General features: G+C 72.6%; 15 protein-coding genes and 2 pseudogenes. 4 read left to right on the top strand and 13 right to left on the bottom strand.

The annotated features are described in order from the left end of the window. Positions 1-820: NPCBM/NEW2 domain-containing protein (locus tag VIW71_RS25075; protein ID WP_331624900.1), on the top strand; the 820-nt coding region annotated here is incomplete at its 5' end. Between the two features lie 120 nt (positions 821-940). Here the strand turns inward: VIW71_RS25075 and tmk are convergent. Together tmk and topA are read right to left on the bottom strand one after the other, a co-directional pair. Then, positions 941-4,237 carry a dTMP kinase gene (tmk, locus tag VIW71_RS25070; protein WP_331624899.1) on the bottom strand — a complete coding sequence of 1,099 codons (3,297 nt, stop codon included), beginning with the start codon at positions 4,235-4,237 and terminating at the stop codon, positions 941-943. Positions 4,238-4,390: 153 nt separating this feature from the next. Continuing rightward, the gene (gene topA / locus VIW71_RS25065) at positions 4,391-7,240 is read right to left on the bottom strand and encodes a type I DNA topoisomerase (RefSeq protein WP_331624897.1); all 2,850 of its coding nucleotides are present in this window, start codon (positions 7,238-7,240) and stop codon (positions 4,391-4,393) included. 150 nt (positions 7,241-7,390) lie between these two features. Between topA and VIW71_RS25060 the strand changes: the two genes are divergently transcribed. Continuing rightward, positions 7,391-8,479, top strand: a complete 1,089-nt coding sequence (locus VIW71_RS25060) for a recombinase family protein (protein ID WP_331624896.1) — start codon at positions 7,391-7,393, stop codon at positions 8,477-8,479. Between the two features lie 479 nt (positions 8,480-8,958). Here the strand turns inward: VIW71_RS25060 and VIW71_RS25055 are convergent, their stop codons facing one another. The 5 genes from VIW71_RS25055 to bldG all read right to left on the bottom strand — a co-directional run bounded on the left by VIW71_RS25055 (position 8,959) and on the right by bldG (position 14,941). Then, positions 8,959-10,482, bottom strand: coding sequence for a DUF7059 domain-containing protein (locus tag VIW71_RS25055; RefSeq protein ID WP_331624894.1), 1,524 nt, complete (start codon positions 10,480-10,482; stop codon positions 8,959-8,961). An 89-nt stretch (positions 10,483-10,571) separates the two neighbouring features. Continuing rightward, positions 10,572-11,165 (bottom strand): small secreted protein, encoded by a 594-nt coding sequence (locus VIW71_RS25050; RefSeq protein WP_331624893.1) that lies wholly within the window; start codon positions 11,163-11,165, stop codon positions 10,572-10,574. A gap of 239 nt (positions 11,166-11,404) precedes the next feature. Beyond that, a complete protein-coding gene (locus VIW71_RS25045; RefSeq protein WP_331624891.1) occupies positions 11,405-13,789 on the bottom strand; it encodes a sodium-translocating pyrophosphatase in 2,385 nt (794 codons plus the stop codon). Between the two features lie 321 nt (positions 13,790-14,110). Then, complete coding sequence (locus VIW71_RS25040) at positions 14,111-14,524, bottom strand: ATP-binding protein (RefSeq protein WP_331624890.1); 414 nt, start codon at positions 14,522-14,524, stop codon at positions 14,111-14,113. Positions 14,525-14,599: 75 nt separating this feature from the next. Beyond that, positions 14,600-14,941, bottom strand: a complete 342-nt coding sequence (gene bldG / locus VIW71_RS25035; RefSeq protein WP_031520166.1) for an anti-sigma factor antagonist BldG — start codon at positions 14,939-14,941, stop codon at positions 14,600-14,602. 185 nt (positions 14,942-15,126) lie between these two features. Here bldG and VIW71_RS25030 point away from each other — a divergent pair, with 185 nt between their 5' ends. Then, the gene (locus VIW71_RS25030) at positions 15,127-17,880 is read left to right on the top strand and encodes a DEAD/DEAH box helicase (RefSeq protein ID WP_331624889.1); all 2,754 of its coding nucleotides are present in this window, start codon (positions 15,127-15,129) and stop codon (positions 17,878-17,880) included. A 96-nt stretch (positions 17,881-17,976) separates the two neighbouring features. Here the strand turns inward: VIW71_RS25030 and VIW71_RS26680 are convergent. From VIW71_RS26680 to VIW71_RS25000, 6 genes and pseudogenes are all read right to left on the bottom strand, one after another. Continuing rightward, positions 17,977-18,177, bottom strand: a pseudogene (locus VIW71_RS26680) (Rv3654c family TadE-like protein); the annotation flags it as partial. A gap of 56 nt (positions 18,178-18,233) precedes the next feature. Further along, entirely contained in the window at positions 18,234-18,560 is a 327-nt protein-coding gene (locus tag VIW71_RS25020; RefSeq protein WP_414720840.1) for a TadE family type IV pilus minor pilin, read from the bottom strand. Positions 18,561-18,594: 34 nt separating this feature from the next. Then, positions 18,595-18,804 carry a DUF4244 domain-containing protein gene (locus VIW71_RS25015; RefSeq protein WP_331624887.1) on the bottom strand — a complete coding sequence of 70 codons (210 nt, stop codon included), beginning with the start codon at positions 18,802-18,804 and terminating at the stop codon, positions 18,595-18,597. 197 nt (positions 18,805-19,001) lie between these two features. After that, on the bottom strand, positions 19,002-19,769 hold the full coding sequence (locus VIW71_RS25010; RefSeq protein ID WP_331624886.1) for a type II secretion system F family protein: 768 nt from the start codon (positions 19,767-19,769) through the stop codon (positions 19,002-19,004). Positions 19,770-19,795: 26 nt separating this feature from the next. Further along, a complete protein-coding gene (locus VIW71_RS25005; protein WP_331624885.1) occupies positions 19,796-20,548 on the bottom strand; it encodes a type II secretion system F family protein in 753 nt (250 codons plus the stop codon). Between the two features lie 398 nt (positions 20,549-20,946). Beyond that, positions 20,947-21,294 (bottom strand): annotated as a pseudogene (locus tag VIW71_RS25000) (ATPase, T2SS/T4P/T4SS family); the annotation flags it as partial. A gap of 54 nt (positions 21,295-21,348) precedes the next feature. On the opposite strand from VIW71_RS25000, the gene VIW71_RS24995 reads away from it, so the two are divergent. Next, the coding region (locus VIW71_RS24995; protein ID WP_331624883.1) for a recombinase family protein at positions 21,349-22,457 on the top strand (1,109 nt) is incomplete at its 3' end.

Genomic DNA, 22,457 nt, shown 5'->3' with positions numbered 1-22,457 from the left:
GCCCGCGAAGGTCGGTGTCGCGGCGGCAGCGGTGGTCGCGGCGGCAGCGACGGCGTTCGCGCTCGGCCTCGCCGACAGCGGCGGAAAGCCGCAGTCCAAGCCGAAGGCGCAGCCCGCGGCGGCGTCCCCGGCGGTCACCGTGGCCCCGCTGCCCGCCACCACGCCTCCACCGCCGAGGCCCGCACCGGTGGTGGCGAAGCCGGCGCCCCAGCCGGCAACGTCCAAGCCCTCGCCGAGGCCGCAGCCGAAAGCGTCACCGGCCGCCCCGAAGCCGAAACCCGCCCCCGAGCCCAAGAAGCCCATGCCCTCGCCCACGCCGCCGAGGCCGGGGCCGACGCCACCGCCCGCCACTGCCCCGGCCCCGGTCGCGGTCGCGTACCGGCTCAACTCCCTCGGGGTCAACGGCCTCGGCGACTCGGGCGAGCCGACCATCCGCCCCTCCCTCAGCAGTTGGTGGTGGGACCGCTGGGGCCTGAACATCGCGGACACCCGCTATGAGCACGGCATCACCGTCCACGCGCCGTCCACGGTCACGATCGACCTCAACCTCGGCTGCGTCACCTACGGGGCGAAGGCCGGCGTGGACGACCTCAGCCGCCCGCTGCCGGTCACGGTCCGCTTCTCGGTCTACGGCGACGACACGCCGCTCTGGGCCTCCGGCCCGGTCAGCGGCGGCGACCCGGCGGTGCCCGTGCACATCCGGACCGCCGGCTACAAGACGATCAAGCTCGTCGTCGCACCGGAACGGCGGCGGAACGGCGGCACGGACAACCCGCTGGGCCTGGCCGACCGGGCGGACTCCGCCGTCAACTGCGTGTAGCCGCAGGAGGACGGCCCGCAGACGGCGGATGGACGGCCCGCAGCGCCGGCGGCGGGGTGCCCCCGCCCGTCCGCACGGCTGGCGCGGATGCGGAACACCGCCCACCCGGCCCGCGGGAGGTCAGCCGCGGGGGCCCCGGCGCGGGGGGTCCTCGTCCTCGTGGGGGCCGAGGAGCTCGTCCGCCAGCGAGGGGAGATCGTCGAGAGGGGTCTCCTCGGCCCATTCGGGGCGAGGCCGGCGCCCCGGGGAGACGGCGGGAAGCTCGCGGGTGCGCTCGGTCTCCGGATTCTCGGGCCGGAAGAGCCACGGGGGCACCCGGTCCGCGGGGTCGTCGGAGCCCGGCGCGGAAGGCGGTACGACCGGGGGCATGACCCTCGTCGTCTCGGACGGGTCCGAGACACGCTCCCCGGTGGACGTACCCTGCTGCGTTTCCGCCCCGCCTGCGGATGCGTCCTCCGGCGCCACCGACGGCAGCGCAGCCGTCTCGTCGGCCCCTCCGGGCGCCATCGACGGGAGTACAGCGGTCTCGTCGGCCCCTCCGGGGACCACCGGCCGCAGCACCGCCGTCTCGTCGGCGTCCCGTGCCTGCGGCGAACGCGCGGTACCGGCGTCCTGCGGCGCCACCGGCGGCATAACCGTCGTCGTCTCGGACGAGTCCGCGCCGGAACCGGACGGCCCGGCGCCCTCCCCGGACTCCGGGGACCCCGCACCCGCGGAAGGCAGTTCCCTCGTCTCCTCCGCGTCCTGCCGACTCCCGGCGCCTGTGGCATCAGAACGCTCGGAATCCCCGGTCTTCCCCGACACCGCCGCCGCGAACGCCGCCGCAGCAGCAGCCACCCTCGCCTCCTCCGCGCGGAGCAACGCCTCCTCCGCCTGGCGCTGCTTCTCCAGTCGCCGGGCCTCCGCCTCTTCGCGGAGGCGGGCCTGCTCGGCGGCGACGCGTCGCAGCCGCTCCTGTTCGGCGGCGTGGGCCGCCTCCTCCGCTTCCCGGCGGGCCTCCTCCTCCGCTGCGATGCGCGCGGCTTCCTCCTCACGCAGCCGCGCGGCCTCCGCCTCCTGGGCGGCCTTGCGTTCGGCGATCTCGCGGCGGGCCGCTTCTTCCGCGGCGAGGCGCCGTTCCTCCTCCTCGCGCCGCAGCTTTTCGAGCTGCGCCTGCCGTTCGCGCTCCAGCCGCTCCTCCTCCGCCTTGCGGGCGGCCTCCTCGGCGGCACGGCGGGCGGCCTCCTCGGCGGCCTTGCGCTCAGCCTCGGCGCGGGCCTCGATCTCCTGGGCGGAGAGCGGGAGGAGCTGGTCGAGCCGGTGCCGTACCACGGTGGCGACCGTGTCGGGGGTCTGCGCGGCGTCCACCACGAGGTAGCGCGCCGGGTCGGCGGCGGCGAGGGTGAGGAACCCGGCGCGTACCCGGCGGTGGAATTCCGCCGGCTCGGATTCGAGGCGGTCGGGGGCCTCGGTGAAGCGTTCCCTGGCGTTCTCGGGGCTGATGTCGAGCAGGACGGTCAGGTGCGGGACGAGCCCGTCGGTGGCCCAGCGGGAGATCCGGGCGATCTCGGTCGGGGCGAGGTCGCGGCCCGCGCCCTGGTAGGCGACGGAGGAGTCGATGTAGCGGTCGGAGATCACGACGGCGCCGCGCGCGAGGGCCGGCCGGATCACCGTATCGACGTGTTCCGCGCGGTCGGCGGCGTACAGCAGGGCTTCGGCGCGGTGGGAGATACCGGTGGAGGAGACGTCGAGCAGGATGGACCGCAGGCGTTTGCCGACCGCGGTGGCGCCGGGTTCGCGGGTGACGACGACCTCGTGGCCCTTGGCGCGGATCCACTCGGCGAGCGCTTCGACCTGCGTGGACTTGCCTGCGCCGTCGCCGCCCTCCACCGCGATGAAGAAACCGGTGGCGGCCGGGGCCGTGGTCGGCTCGCCGCCGCGCAGCGCCTCGCGCAGGTCGCGCCGCAGCGGTACGCCGCTGCGGTCGTCGGTCTTGCCGAGGACGAGCGCGGCGACCGGCAGCAGCAGTGCGCCGATCAGTATCAGCGTGTACGCGGCGCCGCCGTGGTCGAAGGTGAAATGGCCGCGTTGGATGCGGTGCGGACCGATCGCGGCGGCCAGCAGCGGCGCGACGATCGCGGTCGCGCCGAGCGTGGTCCGCACCACGGCGTGCAGGTGCTCGATGGTGCGGGCCCGGCGCGGCTCCTCGGCCTCCTGCTCGATCAGGATGTGGCCTGCGTTCGCGGTGATGCCGGCGCAGACGCCGGCCAGCAGGGCGAGCAGCAGGACGGACGTCTGGTCGGCGACGACACCGGTCAGCAGCAAGGCGATCCCGGTGAGGCCGATCGCCAGCGCGAGCAGTCTGCGCCGCGACAGACCGGGCAGGGTGCGCGGGGCGACCAGGATGCCGGCGACCGTGCCGCCGGAGAGGGCGAGCACCAGCAGCCCGAACCCGGTCGGCCCGAACCCGAGGCCGTCGGCGAGCAGCACCGCGACGGCCACCGCCGCGCCGATCGCGCCCGCGACCCCCGCTGTGGCCGGCACCAGCAGCGGCAGAGCGCCGGTCCGGCCGTTCTCCGCACCGGCCGGTCCCTTCGGTCGGCGCAGCCCATGCAGTGGAGAACGCAGCCGGGACGCCGTGCCGGACGGCAGTTCCAGCAGGTAGAGGATGGCGATCGAGGACGAGAAGAGGCCCGCGGTCACGTAGGAGGACAGCCCCACCTGGTGCAGGTCGAACCACTTCACGCCCACCGCGATCAGCGTGTTGACCAGCGTCACCACGACCAGCGCGGCGGCGGCCAGCGGCAGCGCGCCGAAGCTCGTGCGCAGGTCCAGCCGGTGCAGCGTCGCCAGGTGGTCGGGCGCGGGCCGTACCGAGGTGTCACCCGGCGGGGGCAGCAGCAGCGGCGCCGCACCGTCCTTGGCGATGGTCCACAACCGTTCGGCGACCGCGGTGACGAAGACGGAGGCCAGCAGCCACACGTAGGCGGAGCCCGGCATCCAGGTGATCCACAGGGGGGCGACGATGAACAGCACGAGCCGTACGCCGTCTGCCCCGATCATCGTCCACCGCCGGTCCAGCGGCCCGTCCGCGGCGGTCAGCGCCGAGAGCGGGCCCAGCAGAACCGAGCCGAAGAGCAGCGTCGCCACCAGTCGCGCGGCGAAGACGAACGCCACCGCGAACGCCACGCCCCGGTGACCGCCCCCGAACGCACCCGCGGCCCCGGCCGCCTGCACGGTCAGCAGCAACAGCACCAGCAGACCGAGCCGGTCCGCCACCGCCCCGGTGAGCTGGGCTCCCCACAACTTCCGCAGCGCGGGAATCTTCAGCAACGCCCCCACAGCCCGCTCGCGCGAGTCCGCCGCCAACTCGGTGGCGAACGCGTCGGCGACGTCAGCGGGCTGCGACGGCTGCGATGGCTGCTCGGATCGCGTCATCCCGACAGCCTATCCGGCCGCCGGAAACTGACACCTGCTGCCTGTGGACAAACGCACCGAGCCCACCCGGCAAGACCGGGCCCGCCCCGGGGGCACCTCCCGGCGTTGGCCAGGGGGATCGAGAACGCGAAGCGCCCCGCGGGACACGCGACCTCACTCCGGTGCGGCGGAAGTCTTCTTCGCGGCGACCTTCTTCACGGCGGCCGTCTTCTTCGCCGGCGCCTTCCTCGCGGCGGGCGCGGCCTTCTTCGCGGCGACCTTCTTCACGGCAGCGGTCTTCTTCGCCGCCGGCGCAGCCTTCTTGGCGGTCTTCGCCGCCTTCTTCACCGGCCCCTTCGCCCGCTTCTCCGCCAGCAGCTCGTACCCTCGCTCCGGCGTGATCGTCTCGACGTCGTCCTCGCGGCGCAGTGTCGCGTTGGTCTCGCCGTCGGTGACGTACGGGCCGAAGCGGCCGTCCTTGACGACGACGGGGCGTTCGCTGACCGGGTCGGTGCCCAACTCCTTGAGCGGCGGCTTCGCGGCGGCACGGCCCCGGGCCTTGGGCTGGGCGTAGATCGCCAGTGCCTCGTCCAGGGTGATGGTGAAGATCTGGTCCTCGCTCTCCAGGGAGCGCGAGTCCGTGCCCTTCTTCAGGTAGGGGCCGTAGCGGCCGTTCTGCGCGGTGATCTCGACGCCGTCCGGGTCCGCACCGACCACCCGCGGCAGCGACATCAGCCTGAGCGCGTCGTCCAGGGTGACGGTGTCCAGGGACATCGACTTGAAGAGCGAGGCGGTACGCGGCTTGACCGCGTTCTTCCCGGTCTTCGGGGTGTCCTCGGGCAGCACCTCGGTGACGTAGGGCCCGTAGCGGCCGTCCTTGGCGACGATCGGGCGTCCGGTGACCGGGTCGGTGCCCAGCTCGAACTCGCCGCTGGGCCGGGCGAACAGCTCCTCGGCGTAGCCGACGCTCAGCTCGTCCGGCGGCAGGTCGGCGGGGACGTCGGCCCGCTGGTGGTTGTCCTCGCCCTTCTCGCCGCGCTCGACGTAGGGGCCGTAGCGGCCGACGCGCAGCACGATGCCGTCACCGACCGGGAAGGAGGAGATCTCGCGGGCGTCGATGGCGCCCAGGTCCTCGACCAGCTCCTTCAGCCCGCCGAGGTGGTCTCCGTCGCCGTTGCCCGCGCCGGCCGAGGAGGGTACGGCGCCGGTCCCGCCGTGCTCGGAACCGAAGTAGAAGCGGCGCAGCCACGGCACGGCCTGCGCCTCGCCGCGGGCGATCCGGTCGAGGTCGTCCTCCATCGAGGCGGTGAAGTCGTAGTCCACCAGCCGGCCGAAGTGCTTCTCCAGGAGGTTGACCACGGCGAAGGAGAGGAACGTCGGGACGAGCGCGGTGCCCTTCTTGAAGACGTAGCCGCGGTCCAGGATCGTGCCGAGGATCGTCGCGTACGTGGACGGGCGGCCGATCTCCCGCTCCTCCAGCTCCTTGACCAGGCTCGCCTCGGTGTAGCGGGCGGGCGGCTTGGTGGAGTGGCCGTCGGCGGTGATCTCCTGCGCGCTCAGCGGGTCGCCCTCGGCGACCTGCGGCAGCCGGCGCTCGCGGTCGTCCAGCTCGGCGTTGGGGTCGTCGGCGCCCTCGACGTACGCCTTGAGGAAGCCGTGGAAGGTGATGATCTTGCCGGACGCGGAGAACTCGGCCTCGCGGCCGTCCGCGGCGGCCCCGCCGACCTTGACGGTGACGGACTGGCCGACCGCGTCCTTCATCTGCGAGGCGACGGTGCGCATCCAGATCAGCTCGTAGAGCCGGAACTGGTCGCCGGTCAGGCCGGTCTCGGCGGGGGTGCGGAAGCGGTCACCGGAGGGGCGGATCGCCTCGTGCGCCTCCTGCGCGTTCTTCACCTTGCCGACGTAGACCCGCGGCTTGTCCGGCAGGTAGTCGGTGCCGTAGAGCTGGGTGACCTGGGCGCGGGCGGCGCTGACGGCGGTCTCCGAGAGCGTGGTGGAGTCCGTACGCATGTAGGTGATGAAGCCGTTCTCGTACAGCTTCTGGGCGACCTGCATGGTGGCCTTCGCGCCGAAGCCGAGCTTGCGCGACGCCTCCTGCTGGAGGGTGGTGGTGCGGAAGGGCGCGTACGGCGAGCGGCGGTACGGCTTGGACTCGACACTGCGGACGGAGAACCGGGTGTCGGACAGGGCCGCGGCCAGCGCGCGGGCGTTCGCCTCGTCGAGCTGGAGGACGGCCGAACCGCCCTTGAGCTCACCCGTGGCGGCGTCGAAGTCGCGGCCCTGCGCGATACGGCGACCGTCCACCGAGACCAGGCGGGCGACCAGGGTGGCGGGGTCGGAGGCGTCCCCGGCGCGGCCGGTGGAGAACGTGCCGGTCAGGTCCCAGTACTCGGCGGACCGGAAGGCGATCCGCTCGCGCTCGCGCTCCACGACCAGCCGGGTCGCGACCGACTGCACGCGGCCCGCCGACAGCCGCGGCATGACCTTCTTCCACAGCACCGGCGAGACCTCGTACCCGTACAGCCGGTCGAGGATGCGGCGGGTCTCCTGGGCGTCGACCAGGCGCTGGTTGAGCTCGCGGGGATTCCGGACCGCTTCCTGGATGGCGTCCTTGGTGATCTCGTGGAACACCATCCGGTGCACCGGCACCTTGGGCTTGAGGATTTCCTGCAAATGCCAGGCGATGGCCTCGCCCTCGCGGTCCTCATCGGTGGCCAGGAATAGCTCATCGGAGTCCTTGAGAAGATCCTTGAGCTTCTTGACCTGTGCCTTCTTGTCGGCGTTGACGACGTAGATCGGCTGGAAATCGCTGTCCACATTGACGCCGAGCCGCGCCCACGGCTGGCCCTTGTACTCCGCCGGCACTTCGGCGGCCCCGTTGGGGAGGTCGCGGATGTGCCCGACGCTGGCCTCGACGACGTATCCCGGGCCGAGATAGCCCTTGATCGTCTTCGCCTTGGCAGGCGACTCGACGATGACGAGTCGGCGGCTGCCGTGTGCGGTCTCGCGGGTCGGGGACAACTTCGCTCTTCTCTCCGGGTCGAAGGGGTGTCGCTGCGGAGTGTGACCGTACCTCCTGGTCCCGTGTCAAACGGGGAAAGTCCACAACGCCACTCGAACGGTAACCCGATGTATGTTCTAACCATTACAGTACACACCGTCGGGGTCCCCATGAAGGCTACGTCCCCCAGGCAGATCGCGCGTCAATTCATCCACGCCGACCAGCCTCCGGCCGCGCCTGCCGACAATGCCACACCGTGCGAGCCGGCGGTACGCGAGGTCCCGCGGAACGCGGCGGCCGACCGGCCCGAGACGGCCGGAAAGCGGAGCGGCGGGCATCGCCGCTTCGGCTGGTTGGCAGGCGATCTCGCCGGCGGCCGGCCGCACAATCACCTGCTGGACCCGGCGGAATCCCCGTACCTGCGCAAAGCCATCGAAATGATCATGACGGGAAAGTCCGAACAGACGGTCACCCGTTGGCTGGTGGAACAGCACGTGCCGACCGTCAGAGGCGGCAGGTGGACGGGGACGACCGTGCGCAACATGGTCAGCAATCCGGCGGTGTGCGGCTACCGCATGCGCGGCGGCGAACTCGTGCTCGATCCGCGCACCGGCGAACCGGCCGTCGGCGGCTGGGAGACCGTCGCCACACCGGAGGAGTGGCGCCTGGTGCTGCGGCGGTACGGCGGCACCGCCCAGCGCGCCGGAGGCTCCGGCGCGCTGGGCGGTGCCGGCCCGTACGCCGCCCCCGGCTCCCACGCCCCGGAGCGCAGGCAGATCGCACAGACCCGGAAGTACCTCCTGTCGGGGTTTCTGCGCTGCGGGCGAGTGAAGCGGTCCTCGGGCGCGGTCTGCGGAGCCACGCTGGTCGGCAACCCGGTCACCCGCGGCACCCCGCACGGCGCCTACGCCTGCACCAACCCCGGCTGCCGCGGGCTCGCCCGGCGGATGGACCTGGTGGACGAGACGGTCACCGGGTTCGTCCTGGCAGAACTGGTGCGGCGGTTCGGAGAGGCAGGCGGTGGGGGCGACGCGGGGGAGCACGGGTCGTACGCGGACTGGCCCGACGCGCTGCTGGCCGGATTCACCGGGCGGCGGTGGGAGGAGTTCGACCTGCGGCAGAAGCGGATAGCGATCGCGGCTGTGGTCGAGGCCGTGCTCGTACGGCCGCTTCCGGAGGGGCGGTCCACCCGGGCACCGTTCGACCCGGCGCTGCTCGAGGTGGTCTGGCGGGGGCGGGAAGCGCGCGACGAGGAGTGAGCCGACGTGCCACGAGCGACCGTACGGGGTGGGCGAGCGACCGTGGCGACCACCCTGTCGTCGCACCCCTGCTCACCTCGCGGCCGGGATCGCCGGATCCTGGTCCTTCTACCGCTCCGCCCCCCACGAGGGCGGCCGCTGGTTGCCGTGCTGCCCGTTCGACTGGGCGACCGGCCTGCTCTGCCCGTCGTACGCCACCCGGATGGCGTACGACCTGCTGCACGCCGACCCCGTGCGGACCCTGAACGAGAACGCGCTGCTGCTGCTCGCCGTGCCCTTCGTCCTGTGGGCGGACGCGCGCCGGCTCACGGAGGGGCTGCGGGGGCGCTGCCGGCGGCCGGTGCTGGGGCGCGGGAGCAGTACGCCGGGTGGGACCACCGTGGTGGACGGGTGTACGGAACCTGCGCTGAGCTCTTCCGGTCGCGCGCCCGCACCCGCGTCCGTACCTGTGTCCGTATGCCTCGCGCCCGCCCGGCGCCCTACCGCCCCGCCGGTTCCAGGAAACCCTGCTCGACCAGCAGCCGGATCGACTCCGGCGTGCGGTCGCGCAGTATCACCGGGTCCTCACCCAGCAGCTGGGCGATCGCGTCCACGATCCGGCCGGCCGGCAGCGTACCGTCGCAGACGCCCGCGAAGCCCGCGCCGACCGTGTCGACCTTCGTCGCCCGGCGCATGCCACGCGCCGAGCGCAGTACCACGTGCTCCGGGTCCTCCGCGCCCGGCAGGCCCACCTGTTCCTGCACCACGTCGGGCGCGAGGGTGAAGCGGGCGCCGAGCAGCGCCGCGTCGTCGTGGGCGCGCAGGAAGTCCTGCCGGGCGAACCAGTCCGCGATGTGCGGGCCGAGCGGCTGCTCCACCGGGTGCGGCCACTCCTCGGCGGTGATCACCGGCCGGTCCGTACCGGAGTTGCGCAGGGTGATCCAGCCGAAGCCGATCCCGTTGACCTTGCGCTGTTCGAACTCTTCCAGCCATGCGTCGTAGCGCGCCGCGTACGCCGCCGGGTCCGCCCGGTGGTCGCCGCCGTCGCGCAACCACAGTTCCGCGTACTGCGCGACGTCCTGCACCTCGCGCTGCACGATCCACGCGTCGCAGCCGCGCGGCACCCAGGAGGCGAGCCGCTCCCGCCAGTCCTGCCCTTCGGTGTGCTGCCAGTTCGCGAGGAGCTGACACCAGCCACCGTCGCGGAGATGGCTCGCGGCTTGCTGGACAAGGGTGCGGCACAGGTCGTCGCCGGCCATGCCGCCGTCCCGGTAGGTGAAGCGTCCCTTCGGCGAGATCACGAACGGCGGGTTCGACACGATCAGGTCGTACCGCTCCTCGCCGACCGGCTCGAACAGGCTGCCCTGGCGCAGCTCCGGCTCGCGGGCACCGGACAGGGCGAGGGTCAGGCGGGCGAAGTGCAGGGCACGCGGGTTGACGTCGGTGGCGGTGACCCGGGTGGCGTGCCGGGAGGCGTGCAGCGCCTGGACGCCCGAGCCGGTGCCGAGGTCCAGCGCGCTGCCCACCGCCTCGCGGACGGTCAGCCCGGCGAGCGTGGTGGACGCGCCGCCCACCCCGAGGACCAGGTCGGCCCGGTCGACGCCGGGCGCGCTGCCGATGCCGCCGGCCCCTCCGACCGCACACCCGAGGTCGGAGACGATCCACCAGTCCTCGCCGCCGTCCCCGGCGTACGGGCGTACGTCCACCGTGGCGCGAACGTCGTCACCGTCCCGCACCAGCCAGCCGTCCGACTCGTACCGCTCCACGCCCTTGAACACGGCGCGCGCCCGCTCGTACGACACGGGCCGCTGCAGCAGGAAGAGCCGGACCAGCGTCTCCAGTGGGCTGCCGCCGCGGGTGGCGCGGAGCGCGGGCACGGTCTCGGCGCGGGACAGCGCCGCGTACGCGACGGCCCCCAGCAGATCGAGGCAGCCGTCCGCGGTGAAGGCGGCGGCTCTCAGCTCGTCCCGCAGGGACGTCGCACTGGCGGCGGCGGGAAGGAGGGGCGTACTCACACCGGCCATTGTCGCGGAAGGGCCGCGGCCCGGCGCGCCCCGATGTCCACGCCCCGATGTCCACGCCCCGATGTCCACGCCCCGGTGCCGGCCGCCCGTTACGAGGCGGTCGGGGACACGGCGCCGGAGACCTGCTGGCAGCCGGGTTGTGCGGCGAGCGCGTTGCCCGTATCGCCGTCGCTCAGGGTGGCCAGCGACTTCTCGGCGTTCACGGTGGTCTGCTTCAGCGAGTTGGAGACGCCCGCGAGACCGCTGGCGAACTTCGCCTGGTCGCTGGTGTCCAGACCGTCCACCTGCGTCTTCAGCGCCGCGTACTGGCCCGACAGGTTGGTGAACACCGACACCGCGTTCTGCTGGTACTTCTCTCCCTCGTCGCCGGGCGCCGGCCCGGCGCTGCTGAAGATGCCTGCCAGCGACCGGTACGCGTCGGAGATCGCCTTGAACGCGGCGGAGTCGGCGGCCTTCACGTTCTGCGGCTTGCCCCCGCTGTCCACCTTGCTGATCGCGGTGTTCGCCTGGTCGATCTTCCTGACCTGGGCGGCGGCCTGGTCACAGACCCCCTTCGCCCACTCGTCCCGCTTCTTGCCGGTGTCGTCACCGCCGCATCCCGACAGCGCCAGGAGCAGGGCCGCTGCGCCGGACAGCGCGACCGAGAACTTCTTGTTCACCTTCACCGGATGGGTCCCTTCCATGGCTTTACGGCCCCGGAACATACACGGCGGAGGGGTACCGACCACGAATCAGTAGCATTATTTGATGGTATTTGTGCGATTTCAAGCCGTGCGCGGCTGTCCGGTCCGGCGGGCGGGCGGCAGCCGGGAGCGAGCGCACGACCGACCGCTTCGTGGGGGCGACCTCACGTGTTCGCGGAAGCGACCTCACATGCCGCCGTAGCGGCGGCATGTGAGGTCCGTAACGCCAGGGCGACCGACTAGGCGGCCACAGCTGAGTCGTTGTTCTCGGCCGGGGCCTGGTCACCGCCCTTTCCCTCGTCGTCCATCGCGATGCCGCGGCGCTTGGAGACGTACACCGCGCCGACGATGATCAGGACGGCGAGGACCGCGACGGTGACCCGTATCCCGAGATTGGCGTCGACGCCGTAGCTGAACTTCACCACGGCCGGGGCGATCAGCAGCGCGACCAGGTTCATCACCTTCAGCAGCGGGTTGATGGCCGGGCCCGCGGTGTCCTTGAACGGGTCGCCGACGGTGTCGCCGATGACGGTCGCGGCGTGGGCGTCGCTGCCCTTGCCGCCGTAATGGCCGTCCTCGACGAGCTTCTTCGCGTTGTCCCAGGCGCCGCCGGAGTTGGCCAGGAAGACCGCCATCAGGGTGCCGGCGCCGATCGCGCCCGCCAGATACGAGGCGAGCGAGCCGACGCCGAAGGTGAAGCCCACCGCGACGGGCGCGAGGATGGCGAGCAGGCCCGGCGTGGCCAGCTCGCGCAGCGCGTCCTTGGTGCAGATGTCGACCACCCGGCCGTACTCGGGCAGCTCGGTGCCGTCCATGATCCCGGGGTGGTCGCGGAACTGCCGGCGCACCTCGTAGACCACCGAGCCGGCCGAACGGGAGACGGCGTTGATGGCGAGGCCGGAGAAGAGGAAGACGACGGCCGCGCCGAGCAGCAGGCCGACCAGGTTGTTGGGCTGGGAGATGTCGAGGGAGAGCCAGCGGGCGTCGGAACGCGCCGGATCGGCCTTGGCGACGGCGGTGTCGATGGCCTCCTTGAACGAGCCGAACAGGGCGGTGGCCGCGAGCACGGCGGTCGCGATGGCGATGCCCTTGGTGATGGCCTTGGTGGTGTTGCCGACCGCGTCGAGGTCGGTGAGCACCTGGGCGCCCTCGCCGTGCACGTCGCCGGACATCTCCGCGATGCCCTGCGCGTTGTCCGAGACCGGCCCGAAGGTGTCCATCGCGACGATCACCCCGACGGTGGTCAGCAGGCCGGTGCCGGCGAGCGCGACCGCGAACAGGGCCAGCCAGACGGAGGTGCCGCCGAGCAGGAAGGCGCCGTACACCGACAGCCCGATCAGCACGGCCGAGTAGACCGCCGACTCCAGGCCCAGGGAGATGCCGGACAGTACGACGGTGGCCGGGCCGGTCAGCGAGGTCTTGCCGATGTCGCGGACCGGGCGCCGGGTGGTCTCGGTGAAGTAGCCGGTGAGCTGCTGGATCAGCGCGGCCAGCACGATGCCGATGGCCACCGCGACGATGGCCAGGGTGCGCGGGTCACCCGGATGGGTGGAGATGTCGGTGCCGACGCCCTTGAGATCGGCGTAGGAGGACGGCAGGTAGGCGTAGACGGCAATGGCCACGCCTGCCAGCGAGATCACCGCGGAGATGAAGAAGCCGCGGTTGATGGCGGTCATACCGCTGCGGTCGGCGCGGCGGGGGGCCACCGCGAAGATGCCGACCATGGCGGTGAGCACGCCGATCGCCGGGATGAGGAGGGGGAAGGCGAGGCCGGCGTCGCCGAAGGTGACCTTGCCGAGGATGAGTGCGGCCACCAGGGTGACCGCGTACGACTCGAACAGGTCGGCGGCCATGCCCGCGCAGTCGCCGACGTTGTCTCCCACGTTGTCCGCGATGGTCGCCGCATTGCGCGGGTCGTCCTCCGGGATGCCCTGCTCGACCTTGCCGACCAGGTCGGCGCCGACGTCCGCGGCCTTGGTGAAGATGCCGCCGCCGACCCGCATGAACATGGCCAGCAGCGCCGCTCCGAACCCGAATCCCTCCAGCACCTTCGGCGCGTCCGCCTTGTAGATCAGTACGACGCTGCACGCGCCCAGCAGCCCGAGCCCGACGGTGAACATGCCGACCACGCCACCGGTCCTGAACGCGATCTTCATGGCGCGGTGCGATACGTCGGTGAGGTCGGCGGCCGGCTCTCCCGGTGCCGGTGTGGCCGCTCTGGCCGCGGCGGCGACCCGCACATTGCTGCGGACCGCGAGTTGCATTCCCACGTATCCGGTGACCGCTGAGAAGAGCGCACCCACCAGAAAGAAGATCGACCGGCCGATTCGCTGCGAAGTGGTATCCGAAGGCAGCAGCATGAGCAGGAAGAACGCCGCGACGGCGAAGATCCCCAGAGTACGGAACTGCCGTGCGAGGTAGGCATTGGCGCCTTCCTGCACGGCAGCGGCGATCTTCTTCATGCTGTCGGAACCCTCGTCCGCCGCCAGTACTTCACGTACCAGCACCCCGGCGAGCGCCAGCGCCGCCAGTGCGACGACCGCGATGATCCAGACGAGGATACGGTTACCGCTGGTCAACACCGGTGCCGCGGCAAGCGTGTGAGAGGTGAGTGGCCCCGCCATTCGTCCTCCTTGACGTTTGGCGCATGGGCGTGCGGCTCTTACGGCTGACAAGCCGCAACGCTCAGGCGAGCTGAGCAAGATGGACGAATTGTAGGGAGCGTCCAGAGATCAAGAAAAGGTGCGTAACGGATTCCACGGTAAATGGGGATCCGGGTTTCCGCTCGGCGGATTTCAGCCGTGCCCGGAAGGAGCGCGGAAGGAGCCGGGGCACCGGGGTGGGGGGGCCGGGCGCGGGTTTTTCGGCGCCCGGCTGCCGCAGGGCGCCCGGGCTGCCGGGGGCGCCTGGGCCGGGGTGGCGGGGCCACGGCCAGCGGCCAGCGGCTAGGGAGCCACCGTGGGCCAGCTCATGCGGATCACGCCGCCGTTCTCGCCGCCGAGGACCTCCACGTCGTCGACCAGGCCGCTGATGACGGCCAGACCCATCTCGCCCTCGTCGTCGGCGGCGGAGTCCTCACCGTCGTCCGGAGACGAGCCCGACGCGGTACCCGGCACCTCGTCGGCCACTTCGATGGAGAACTTCTTCTCCTCCTCGTTGAGCAGCACCCGCACGGGCTGTTCCACGCCGTTGTTGCGGTGCAGCCCGACGGCCCGGCTGCACGCCTCGCCCACCGCCAACCGCACCTCGTCCAGAGCGGCCTCGTCCACCCCCGCCCGGCGCGCCACGGCCGCCGCCACGAGCCGTGCGGTACGCACATGCTCCGGCTGGGCGCTGAAGAGCAGTTCTACGGTGGGCATGGTCCCCCTCCGGTCTGTGGTTGGGCATAACAGGGGCCCGGACGGCGGTCCGCCCGGTGCCCCTCTCGGGCGATGTCAGTCGGTCGCCGCGACAGCCTCGTCGACCGAGGTGTGAATCGGGAACACCTTGGTCAGACCGGTGATTCGGAAAATTTTGAGGATGCGCTCCTGGTTGCACACGAGTCGGAGCGATCCTTCATGGGCGCGCACCCGCTTCAGCCCGCCGACGAGGACACCCAATCCGGTGGAGTCGAGGAAGTCGACTCCTTCCATGTCCACGACCAGGTGGTAACTCCCGTCGTTCACGAGTTCCACCAACTGCTCGCGCAGCTTGGGCGCGGTGTACACATCAATTTCGCCGCCGACTTCGACGATCGTGCGATCGCCAACGGTTCGGGTCGACAGGGACAGGTCCACGGATCCTCCAGCACCTTGCATCGACGCGGCGCCCCCTGGGGCCTCCCCACCGACGGTAGTAGGGGCCTCCCCACCCGAAGGTAGGGGAAGGATCGGCGGCCGCGATGGCATTCAATCACTTCGCGGTGGGCCAGCACGACGCCTTACTGCGATTGTCCGTCACGCCGGTGACACACTGAGTGCCGATGGCCCAGGATCATCTTCCGCAGTCGGCGCACGGCCGCCCCTCCCCCCGGACCGCTCTTGAGCGGCTCGCCGCGGGGGCGGACCGTGCCGTACGCATCACCCATACGGAGCACCTGCCCCCGCGGGTCGGCCGCCATGCATCTTGGCCCGATGCCATCCATCCCGCCGTCGTCGACGCCATCCGCGCCGCGGGAATCGCCCGTCCGTATGAACACCAGGCCCTCGCCGCCGCCCATGCCACCCGCGGCGAATCCGTGGTCCTCTCCACCGGCACCGCCTCCGGCAAATCCCTCGCCTACCTGGCCCCCGTCCTCACGGCCCTCCTGGAGCCCCCGGGCGCACCGCCGAGGGGCGCGGACGGGAGCGAACCCGGGGCCGGACCGGGCGTAAGCGGCACGCCAGCACCGGGCCCGGGAGAGCCCGAGGCCGGGCCCGGCGAGGTGTGTGAGGGCGGCGCCGAGGCGATCGGCGACGGGGCCGGAGTTGCTGGGAACAGCGGGGCGGCGACCGTCCGGGCCGGGGCGCGGGCGCGGCCGGGCGGCCCGGGACGCCGTAGCGGCGGGGTGCGCGGTGCCACCGCGCTGTATCTGGCGCCCACCAAAGCGCTGGCCGCCGACCAGCGCCGGGCCGTGAGCGCACTCGCCGCGCCGCTGGGCAACGCCGTGCGGCCGGCCGTCTACGACGGGGACACGCCCTTCGAGGAACGAGAGTGGGTACGCCAGTACGCGACCTACGTGCTGACCAACCCCGACATGCTCCACCTCGGCATCCTGCCCGCCCACCCCCGCTGGGCCTCCTTCCTGCGCAGCCTGCGCTATGTGGTGATCGACGAGTGCCACACCTACCGCGGGGTCTTCGGCTCACACGTCGCCCAGGTGATCCGGCGCCTGCGGCGGGTCTGCGCGCGGTACGGCGCTGAGCCCGTCTTCCTGCTCGCCTCCGCGACCGCCGCCGACCCAGCCCAGGCCGCCTCCCGGCTGACCGGCGTACCGGTCGTCGAGGTCACCGAGGACACCTCCCCGCGCGGCGGACTCGCCTTCGCTCTCTGGGAGCCCCCGCTCACCGAACTGTCCGGCGAACACGGAGCCCCCGTCCGCCGCACGGCCACCGCCGAGTGCGCCGAACTCCTCACCGACCTCGTACTCCAGGGCGTGCGCAGCGTCGCCTTCGTCCGCTCCCGGCGCGGCGCCGAACTCGTCGCCCTCATCGCTCAGGAACGCCTCGCCGAGATCGACCCCTCGCTCCCCCGCCGGGTCGCCGCCTACCGCGGCGGCTACCTCCCCGAGGAACGCCGCGCCCTCGAACGCGATCTGCACTCGGGCCGCCTCCTCGGCCTCGCCTCCACCTCCGCCCTCGAACTGGGCGTGGACATCTCCGGTCTCGACGCCGTCCTACTGGCCGGGTACCCCGGCACCCGGGCCTCCCTGTGGCAGCAGGCGGGCCGCGCCGGGCGCTCCGGGCAGGGCGCCCTCGCGATCATGGTCGGCCGCGACGACCCCCTGGACACCTATCTCGTCCACCACCCCGAGGCGATCTTCGAGCGGCCCGTCGAATCCACCGTCCTCGACCCGGACAACCCCTACGTCCTCGCCCCGCACCTGTGCGCAGCCGCGGCCGAACTCCCACTCACCGAGGACGACCTCGCACTCTTCGGCCCGGAGGCCGCCTCCCTCGTCCCGCAGCTGGAGAAGCGCGGGCTGCTCCGCCGCCGCGCGGGCGGCTGGTACTGGACCCGGCGGGAGCGGGCCGCCGACCTCACCGACATCCGCGGCGAGGGCGGCAAACCCGTCCAGGTCGTCGAGGCCGCCACCGGACGCCTCCTGGGCACGGTGGACGCGTCCGCCGCCCACACCACAGTCCACGACGGCGCCGTCCATCTTCACCAGGGCCGCACCTACCTGGTACGACGGCTGGACCTCGAGGACGGCGTGGCCCTCGTCGAACGGGCCGACCCGCCCTACTCCACGATGGCCCGCGACACCACGGACGTCCGCGTGCTCTCCGACGAACTGGACGAGCCCTGGGGCGAGGCCCGTATACACTTCGGCTCGGTCGAGGTCACCCACCAGGTCGTGTCCTACCTGCGCCGCCGGCTCCTCACCGGTGAGGTGCTCGGCGAGACCAAACTGGACCTCCCCCCACGCACCCTGCGCACCCGCGCCGTCTGGTGGACGGTCACCGACGCCCAACTCGCGGCCGCCCGCATCCACCCCGAAGAACTGCCCGGCGCCCTGCACGCCGCCGAACACGCCTCCATCGGCCTCCTCCCGCTCTTCGCCACCTGCGACCGCTGGGACATCGGCGGCGTCTCCATACCCCTGCACACCGACACCGGCCTGCCCACCGTCTTCGTCTACGACGGCCACCCCGGTGGCGCGGGCTTCGCCGAACGCGCCTTCCGCACCGCCCGCTCCTGGCTCGCCGCCACCCGCGAGGCCATCGCCTCCTGCGAATGCGACTTCGGCTGCCCCTCCTGCGTCCAGTCCCCCAAGTGCGGCAACGGCAACGAGCCGCTGGACAAATCCGCCGCCGTCCGCCTCCTGGACTGCCTCCTCACCGCCGGCGCCGAGGCGGAGCCCGCCACCGGGCCGGGGAGCGGTGCGGACGACCCCACCAAACCCGACGGCGGGGCCGACCGGATCACGCCCGGCGACGGAACCGGCACCGAGCCCGGCGGCGGCACGGCCGACGGCTCCGACTCCCGGAAGGACACCGGAACCACCAGCGACGAGGGTTCTGGCACGACCGGCTGACCCGGTACTGGCCGCGGCGCCCGCGGCCCATGAGGGGCCCGCGCGCGAACGCACCCTGGCTCCGCCGACTTCCGCCACCACATCCGACACCTCCCCGACCACCTCGCACCTCCTCAGCACGGCGCCCTGAGCCCGTGCCACCCGCCCGGCCAGCGCACAGGCGGCCTCCCGACCGTCCAATGCGTGATCGGCCGCGGCGAGCGCCGCCAGGTCCGCGGCGCCGCCCGCGCGGTGGCGCACGACCACAGCCCCGTCCATGCGCAGCACGGCCGCAAAGACCGCGAGCAGCACGGCCATCAGCCCGAGCGACCAGACCGTGGCCGAACCGCGGTCCTCCCACCGCGCGGCGCCCCTCACAGCCCGCCACCCCCATCCACGGTTGCCTCGTCCAGAGCGGCGGCCTCGGCCACGAGGGTGACCGGGAAGCGCGGTCTCGGCAGCGTGACCCGCACGCGCACCAGGTCTCCGTCCCGCACCACCCTCACCTTCGCCCCGTCCGGCGCGGCTGCCAGCGCCACCTTCCGCACCTCGCCGGGCACCTCCGACCTGGCCGCCGCCCGCGCCCCGGCCCGCGCGGCGTCCACACACCTGACCTGCGCGGCAGCGGCCGTCAGGCCCCAGATCAGCAGTGCGGCCAGTGCCACCAGCACGGGGATCACGACGGCCGTCTCAGCCGTCACGTAGCCCCGGTCGCCCGGCCGCGGCCCGGCGCGCTCAGAACGACACATGAAGGGCCTTCTCGATCACCCCGGCGAGTGCGGACCGCACGGGCCCGCTCGTCACGATCTTGTAGAGCACGGCCGCGAACCCGCACGCCGCGATGGTCCCCACTGCGTACTCCGCAGTACTCATCCCGGCCTCCGCCGCCGCGCGCCACCGGCGGACCCTGCGTGCGACCCAGCCGGACACCATGTGCTTCGTCATCGGATCCTCCTGATTGCTGATTCATTGGGGTTTGACTGATGTGATGTGTGATTGCTTTGCGCGAGCGGCAGTTGGCGCCGAGGCCGGACCCGCCCACGCGGCTCGGGGCGCCCGCCGTACGGGCGCGGAAGGCTGCCCGGGTGCGGCGGTGCTGTGCGCCGGCAGCCGCAGGGGCAGCCCTTGATATGCGGTGACAGTCAGCCGGCCGGGCCGCCGAGGACCGTGCCGGCCAGCCCCAACACCACCGGCGCGACACCGACGAGCAAGAAGGCCGGGAGGAAGCACACGCCCAGCGGCGCGGTGGCAAGGACCGCGGCCCGCCGTGCCCGGGCGAGCGCCGAACGGGCGTGGGCGGCGCGGTAGTCGGCGGCCAGCCGGGACATCTCCGCGACCGGGGCACTGCCCGTCGTGGACGCCCGGGCCAGGCACCGGCCCATCTCGCTGGCCGTCGGCAGCCTGCCGAACCGTTCCCAGCACTCCGCCGGGTCCGCGCCGAGCCGCACTTCGGCCTGCGCCCGTATCAGCGCCGTGCCCAGCGGCCCGCCCAGACACCGCCCCACTGCTCCCGCTGCCTCCCCGGGCGTGGCTCCGGCGGCCAGGCATGCGGCCATCAGATCGGCGCAGAGCGGCAGTTCGGCCGGATCGACGCCGCCGATTCCCACGGAGCCGGCAGCGGCGCCCGAGCGTCTTTCGAGCCACCTCCGGGCCCCGTACGCCGCCCCGAGCCCGGCGACGGCTCCCAGCAGCCCTCCCACGAGCACGGCGACCGCAAGCCCGGCTGCGACCACCGGTGCCCACTCCCGTGTCGGCCCGTCGACCCTCCGCAGCGAGCCCAGAGCCGATCTCCGTGCCGCGGCCCGCACGCCCAGCGCACTGCGCGACCGCCGCACGGCGGCCCACTCCCGCCACGCCTCCACCCCGGCGATCGCCACCGCGAGAGCGCCCGCCACGGCGGCTCCTGTCATCCCCAGGCTGTGGACAGACCCGCCGCTCATGACGGTCCCCTCTTCGCCGCGCCGGCAGCGACCGCCTCCCGCACAGGCCGGCCCTCCGCCCTGCGGATGATCCGTGCCGTCCATGCCAGCCCGGCCAGCTCCAGGGCCGTGCCCGCTCCGAGGCAGCACAGCCCGGCCGGCGTGTGGAGCAGCACCGCCGAGGGGTCGGCGCCCAGCCCCGCGCCCAGGACGAGGCCGAACCCGGGGAGCAGCGCCAGCAGCACCGCTGTGGAACGCGGGCCCGCCAACTGCGCGCGCAGGTCCTCCCGTTGGTCCGCCTCGGCCCGCAGGGCGGCGGCGACCCGATCCAGGGCAGCTGCCAGTCCCGCGCCTCCGTCCACCGCGACCTGCCAGCACGCGGCGACTGCAGCGAGCCCTCGGACTCCCTCCTGAAGCCGTGAGGCGGCCCGCAGCGCCTGCGGCACATCACCCCCGAACCGTGCGGCCGACAGCACCAGCCGTCCGGCTTCCGCGAGTTCGGCCGACTGCGGCCACCCGCCCGACTCGACGGCGTCAGCCAGCGCCGCGTTGGGTGGCCGTCCGGCCCGCAGATCCCCCGCCACGGTGTCGCACAACACCCCCACCGCGACCGCACCGCGCTCCGCGGCTGCCCGCTCGACCCGCTTTCGCAACGCGCGCCCCACGAGCGGCACGGCCACCGCCCCGGCCAGCATCGGCACCACCGAACGGGTCACCCCGCCCAGCACGGCCCCCACCGGCAGGCACAGCAACTCCGGCCCGGTCCGCAATGCCCACCGCCGCCCCACCGCGCCGGTGCGCCCGTTCCTCCGCTCCGGCCCAACCCACCGAGCGACCCACCGGCCGAACAACCGGCCGGGCAACCGCCGCCTACCGGGCTGCCCCCACCTCGGCTCCACCCCGTCCCGCCGAGTCCATCGAACCAGCCTCCGCCCGAGCCAATGCCCCAGTCCCGTTGGCCCCGTCGGTCTCCCCGGCTGCCCCGACCGCACCCCGGTGATCACCTCCCCGACCCGCTGCAGCATCGACCCGCCGCACTCCACCCCTGCACCGCCCACCAACCGCCGTGCCCGGCGCCGCACGTCGTCCCGGGTCCGCGCCGCCCAGAGGGCAAGTCCGGCGCAGAGCACGGCGGCCCACATCAGCGCGCCCGGGTCCGTCCCGGCCCTCATGACGCACCTGCCGCGCACAGGGCCGCCAGCCGTTGCCATCCCGGCCCGCGGTCGGTGCGGCCGCGGGCGTCGCGGAAGAGAGCGGGCACGGTGCCGACCAACCCGTCCGGATCGCGCCGCAGAACGTGGATCTCGGCAACCCGCCTGCACCCCGAACCGTCCCGCACCAGGTGAACAACGACCGAGAGGGCAGCGGCCAACTGGCTGTGCAGGGCCGCCCGGTCGAGCCCCGCCGTCGAGCCGAGGGCCTCCAGGCGCGCGGGCACGTCGCGGGCGGCGTTGGCGTGCACGGTGCCGCAGCCGCCCTCGTGACCCGTGTTCAAAGCAGCCAGCAAGTCACTTACTGTCAGGCTTACACCTACACTACGAACAGTCATCACCCGAAGGAGGGACGGCCCATGGACGCGACCCAGGCCACCCCGAAGCTGGCTGGCATCTACTGCCGTCTGAGCTACGCGCCGGACGGATCGGTCGAAAAGGTCGAGCGCCAGGAGTCGGATTGCCGCGAACTCGCGACGCGACTTGGTTGGCCCATCGCGGACGAGCACGTCTATGTCGACAACTCGCGGTCTGCGTGGCAGCGCAACCGCAAAAGGCCGGCGTGGGACAAAATGCTGGCCGATCTCGAAGCCGGAACGATCGGCAGCATCATCGTGTACCACGGCGACCGACTCATGCGGCAGCCGCACGACCTGGAGAAGTTGATCTCGATCGCGGACCGTGGCGGGGTTCGGATCGCGTCAGTGTCGGGCACCCGAGACCTGGACGCGCCGGACGACCGGTTCATCCTGCGGATCGAGGTAGCCGCGGCGTGCCGTGAGTCGGACAGCACCAGCCGCCGGATGCGGCGGACCATCAAGGCCAACATCGCCCTCGGCAAGACCCAACGCGGCGGGCGCCGGCCTTTCGGCTACGGCGTGCAGACCGGCACACGCCAGCGCCTCAACCAGGCGACGGGCGAAGTTGTCGAGGTACCGGTGTACGACACCGATCGGCAGGTGCCGGGGGAGGCTCGATACCTGCGCAAGGTGGCATCGCGGCTGTTGGCCGGCCAGAGCAGGGGCAGCGTCATAGCGTGGCTCAACGCCGAGGGCGTGCGCACCACCGAGGGCAACCTGTGGACCGCCAAGTCGCTGCGGAACGTGCTGACTGGGCCTCGGGTCGCCGGTCTCATCGAGTACCAGGGCGAGTTCTACCCGGCGGCGTGGGACGGGATCCTGACACGTGAGGAGTGGGGGGACATCGCCGCTCTTTACCGGCGTAGCGCAGAGGAGCGTCCGTTCCAGGGCCGTGAACGGCGGCACCTGCTCAGCGGGGTTGCTGTCTGCTACGCGTGTCAGGCCGGGGTGGCACTCAAACCGTCCGGCGGCCGGAACCGGAAGACAGCAAAGATCTACTACTGCCCGAACCGAGACTGCCACGCCGTGGGCCGGAATCAGGCGCACCTGGACGCGTACGTCGAGGCACGGACCGTGCGGCTGCTGCAGAAACCGGAGTTCCTGCAGCA

It is taken from the genome of Streptomyces sp. (assembly GCF_036524955.1).
GTDB lineage: Bacteria > Actinomycetota > Actinomycetes > Streptomycetales > Streptomycetaceae > Actinacidiphila.
This window is presented reverse-complemented; position numbering and strand designations above follow the sequence as displayed.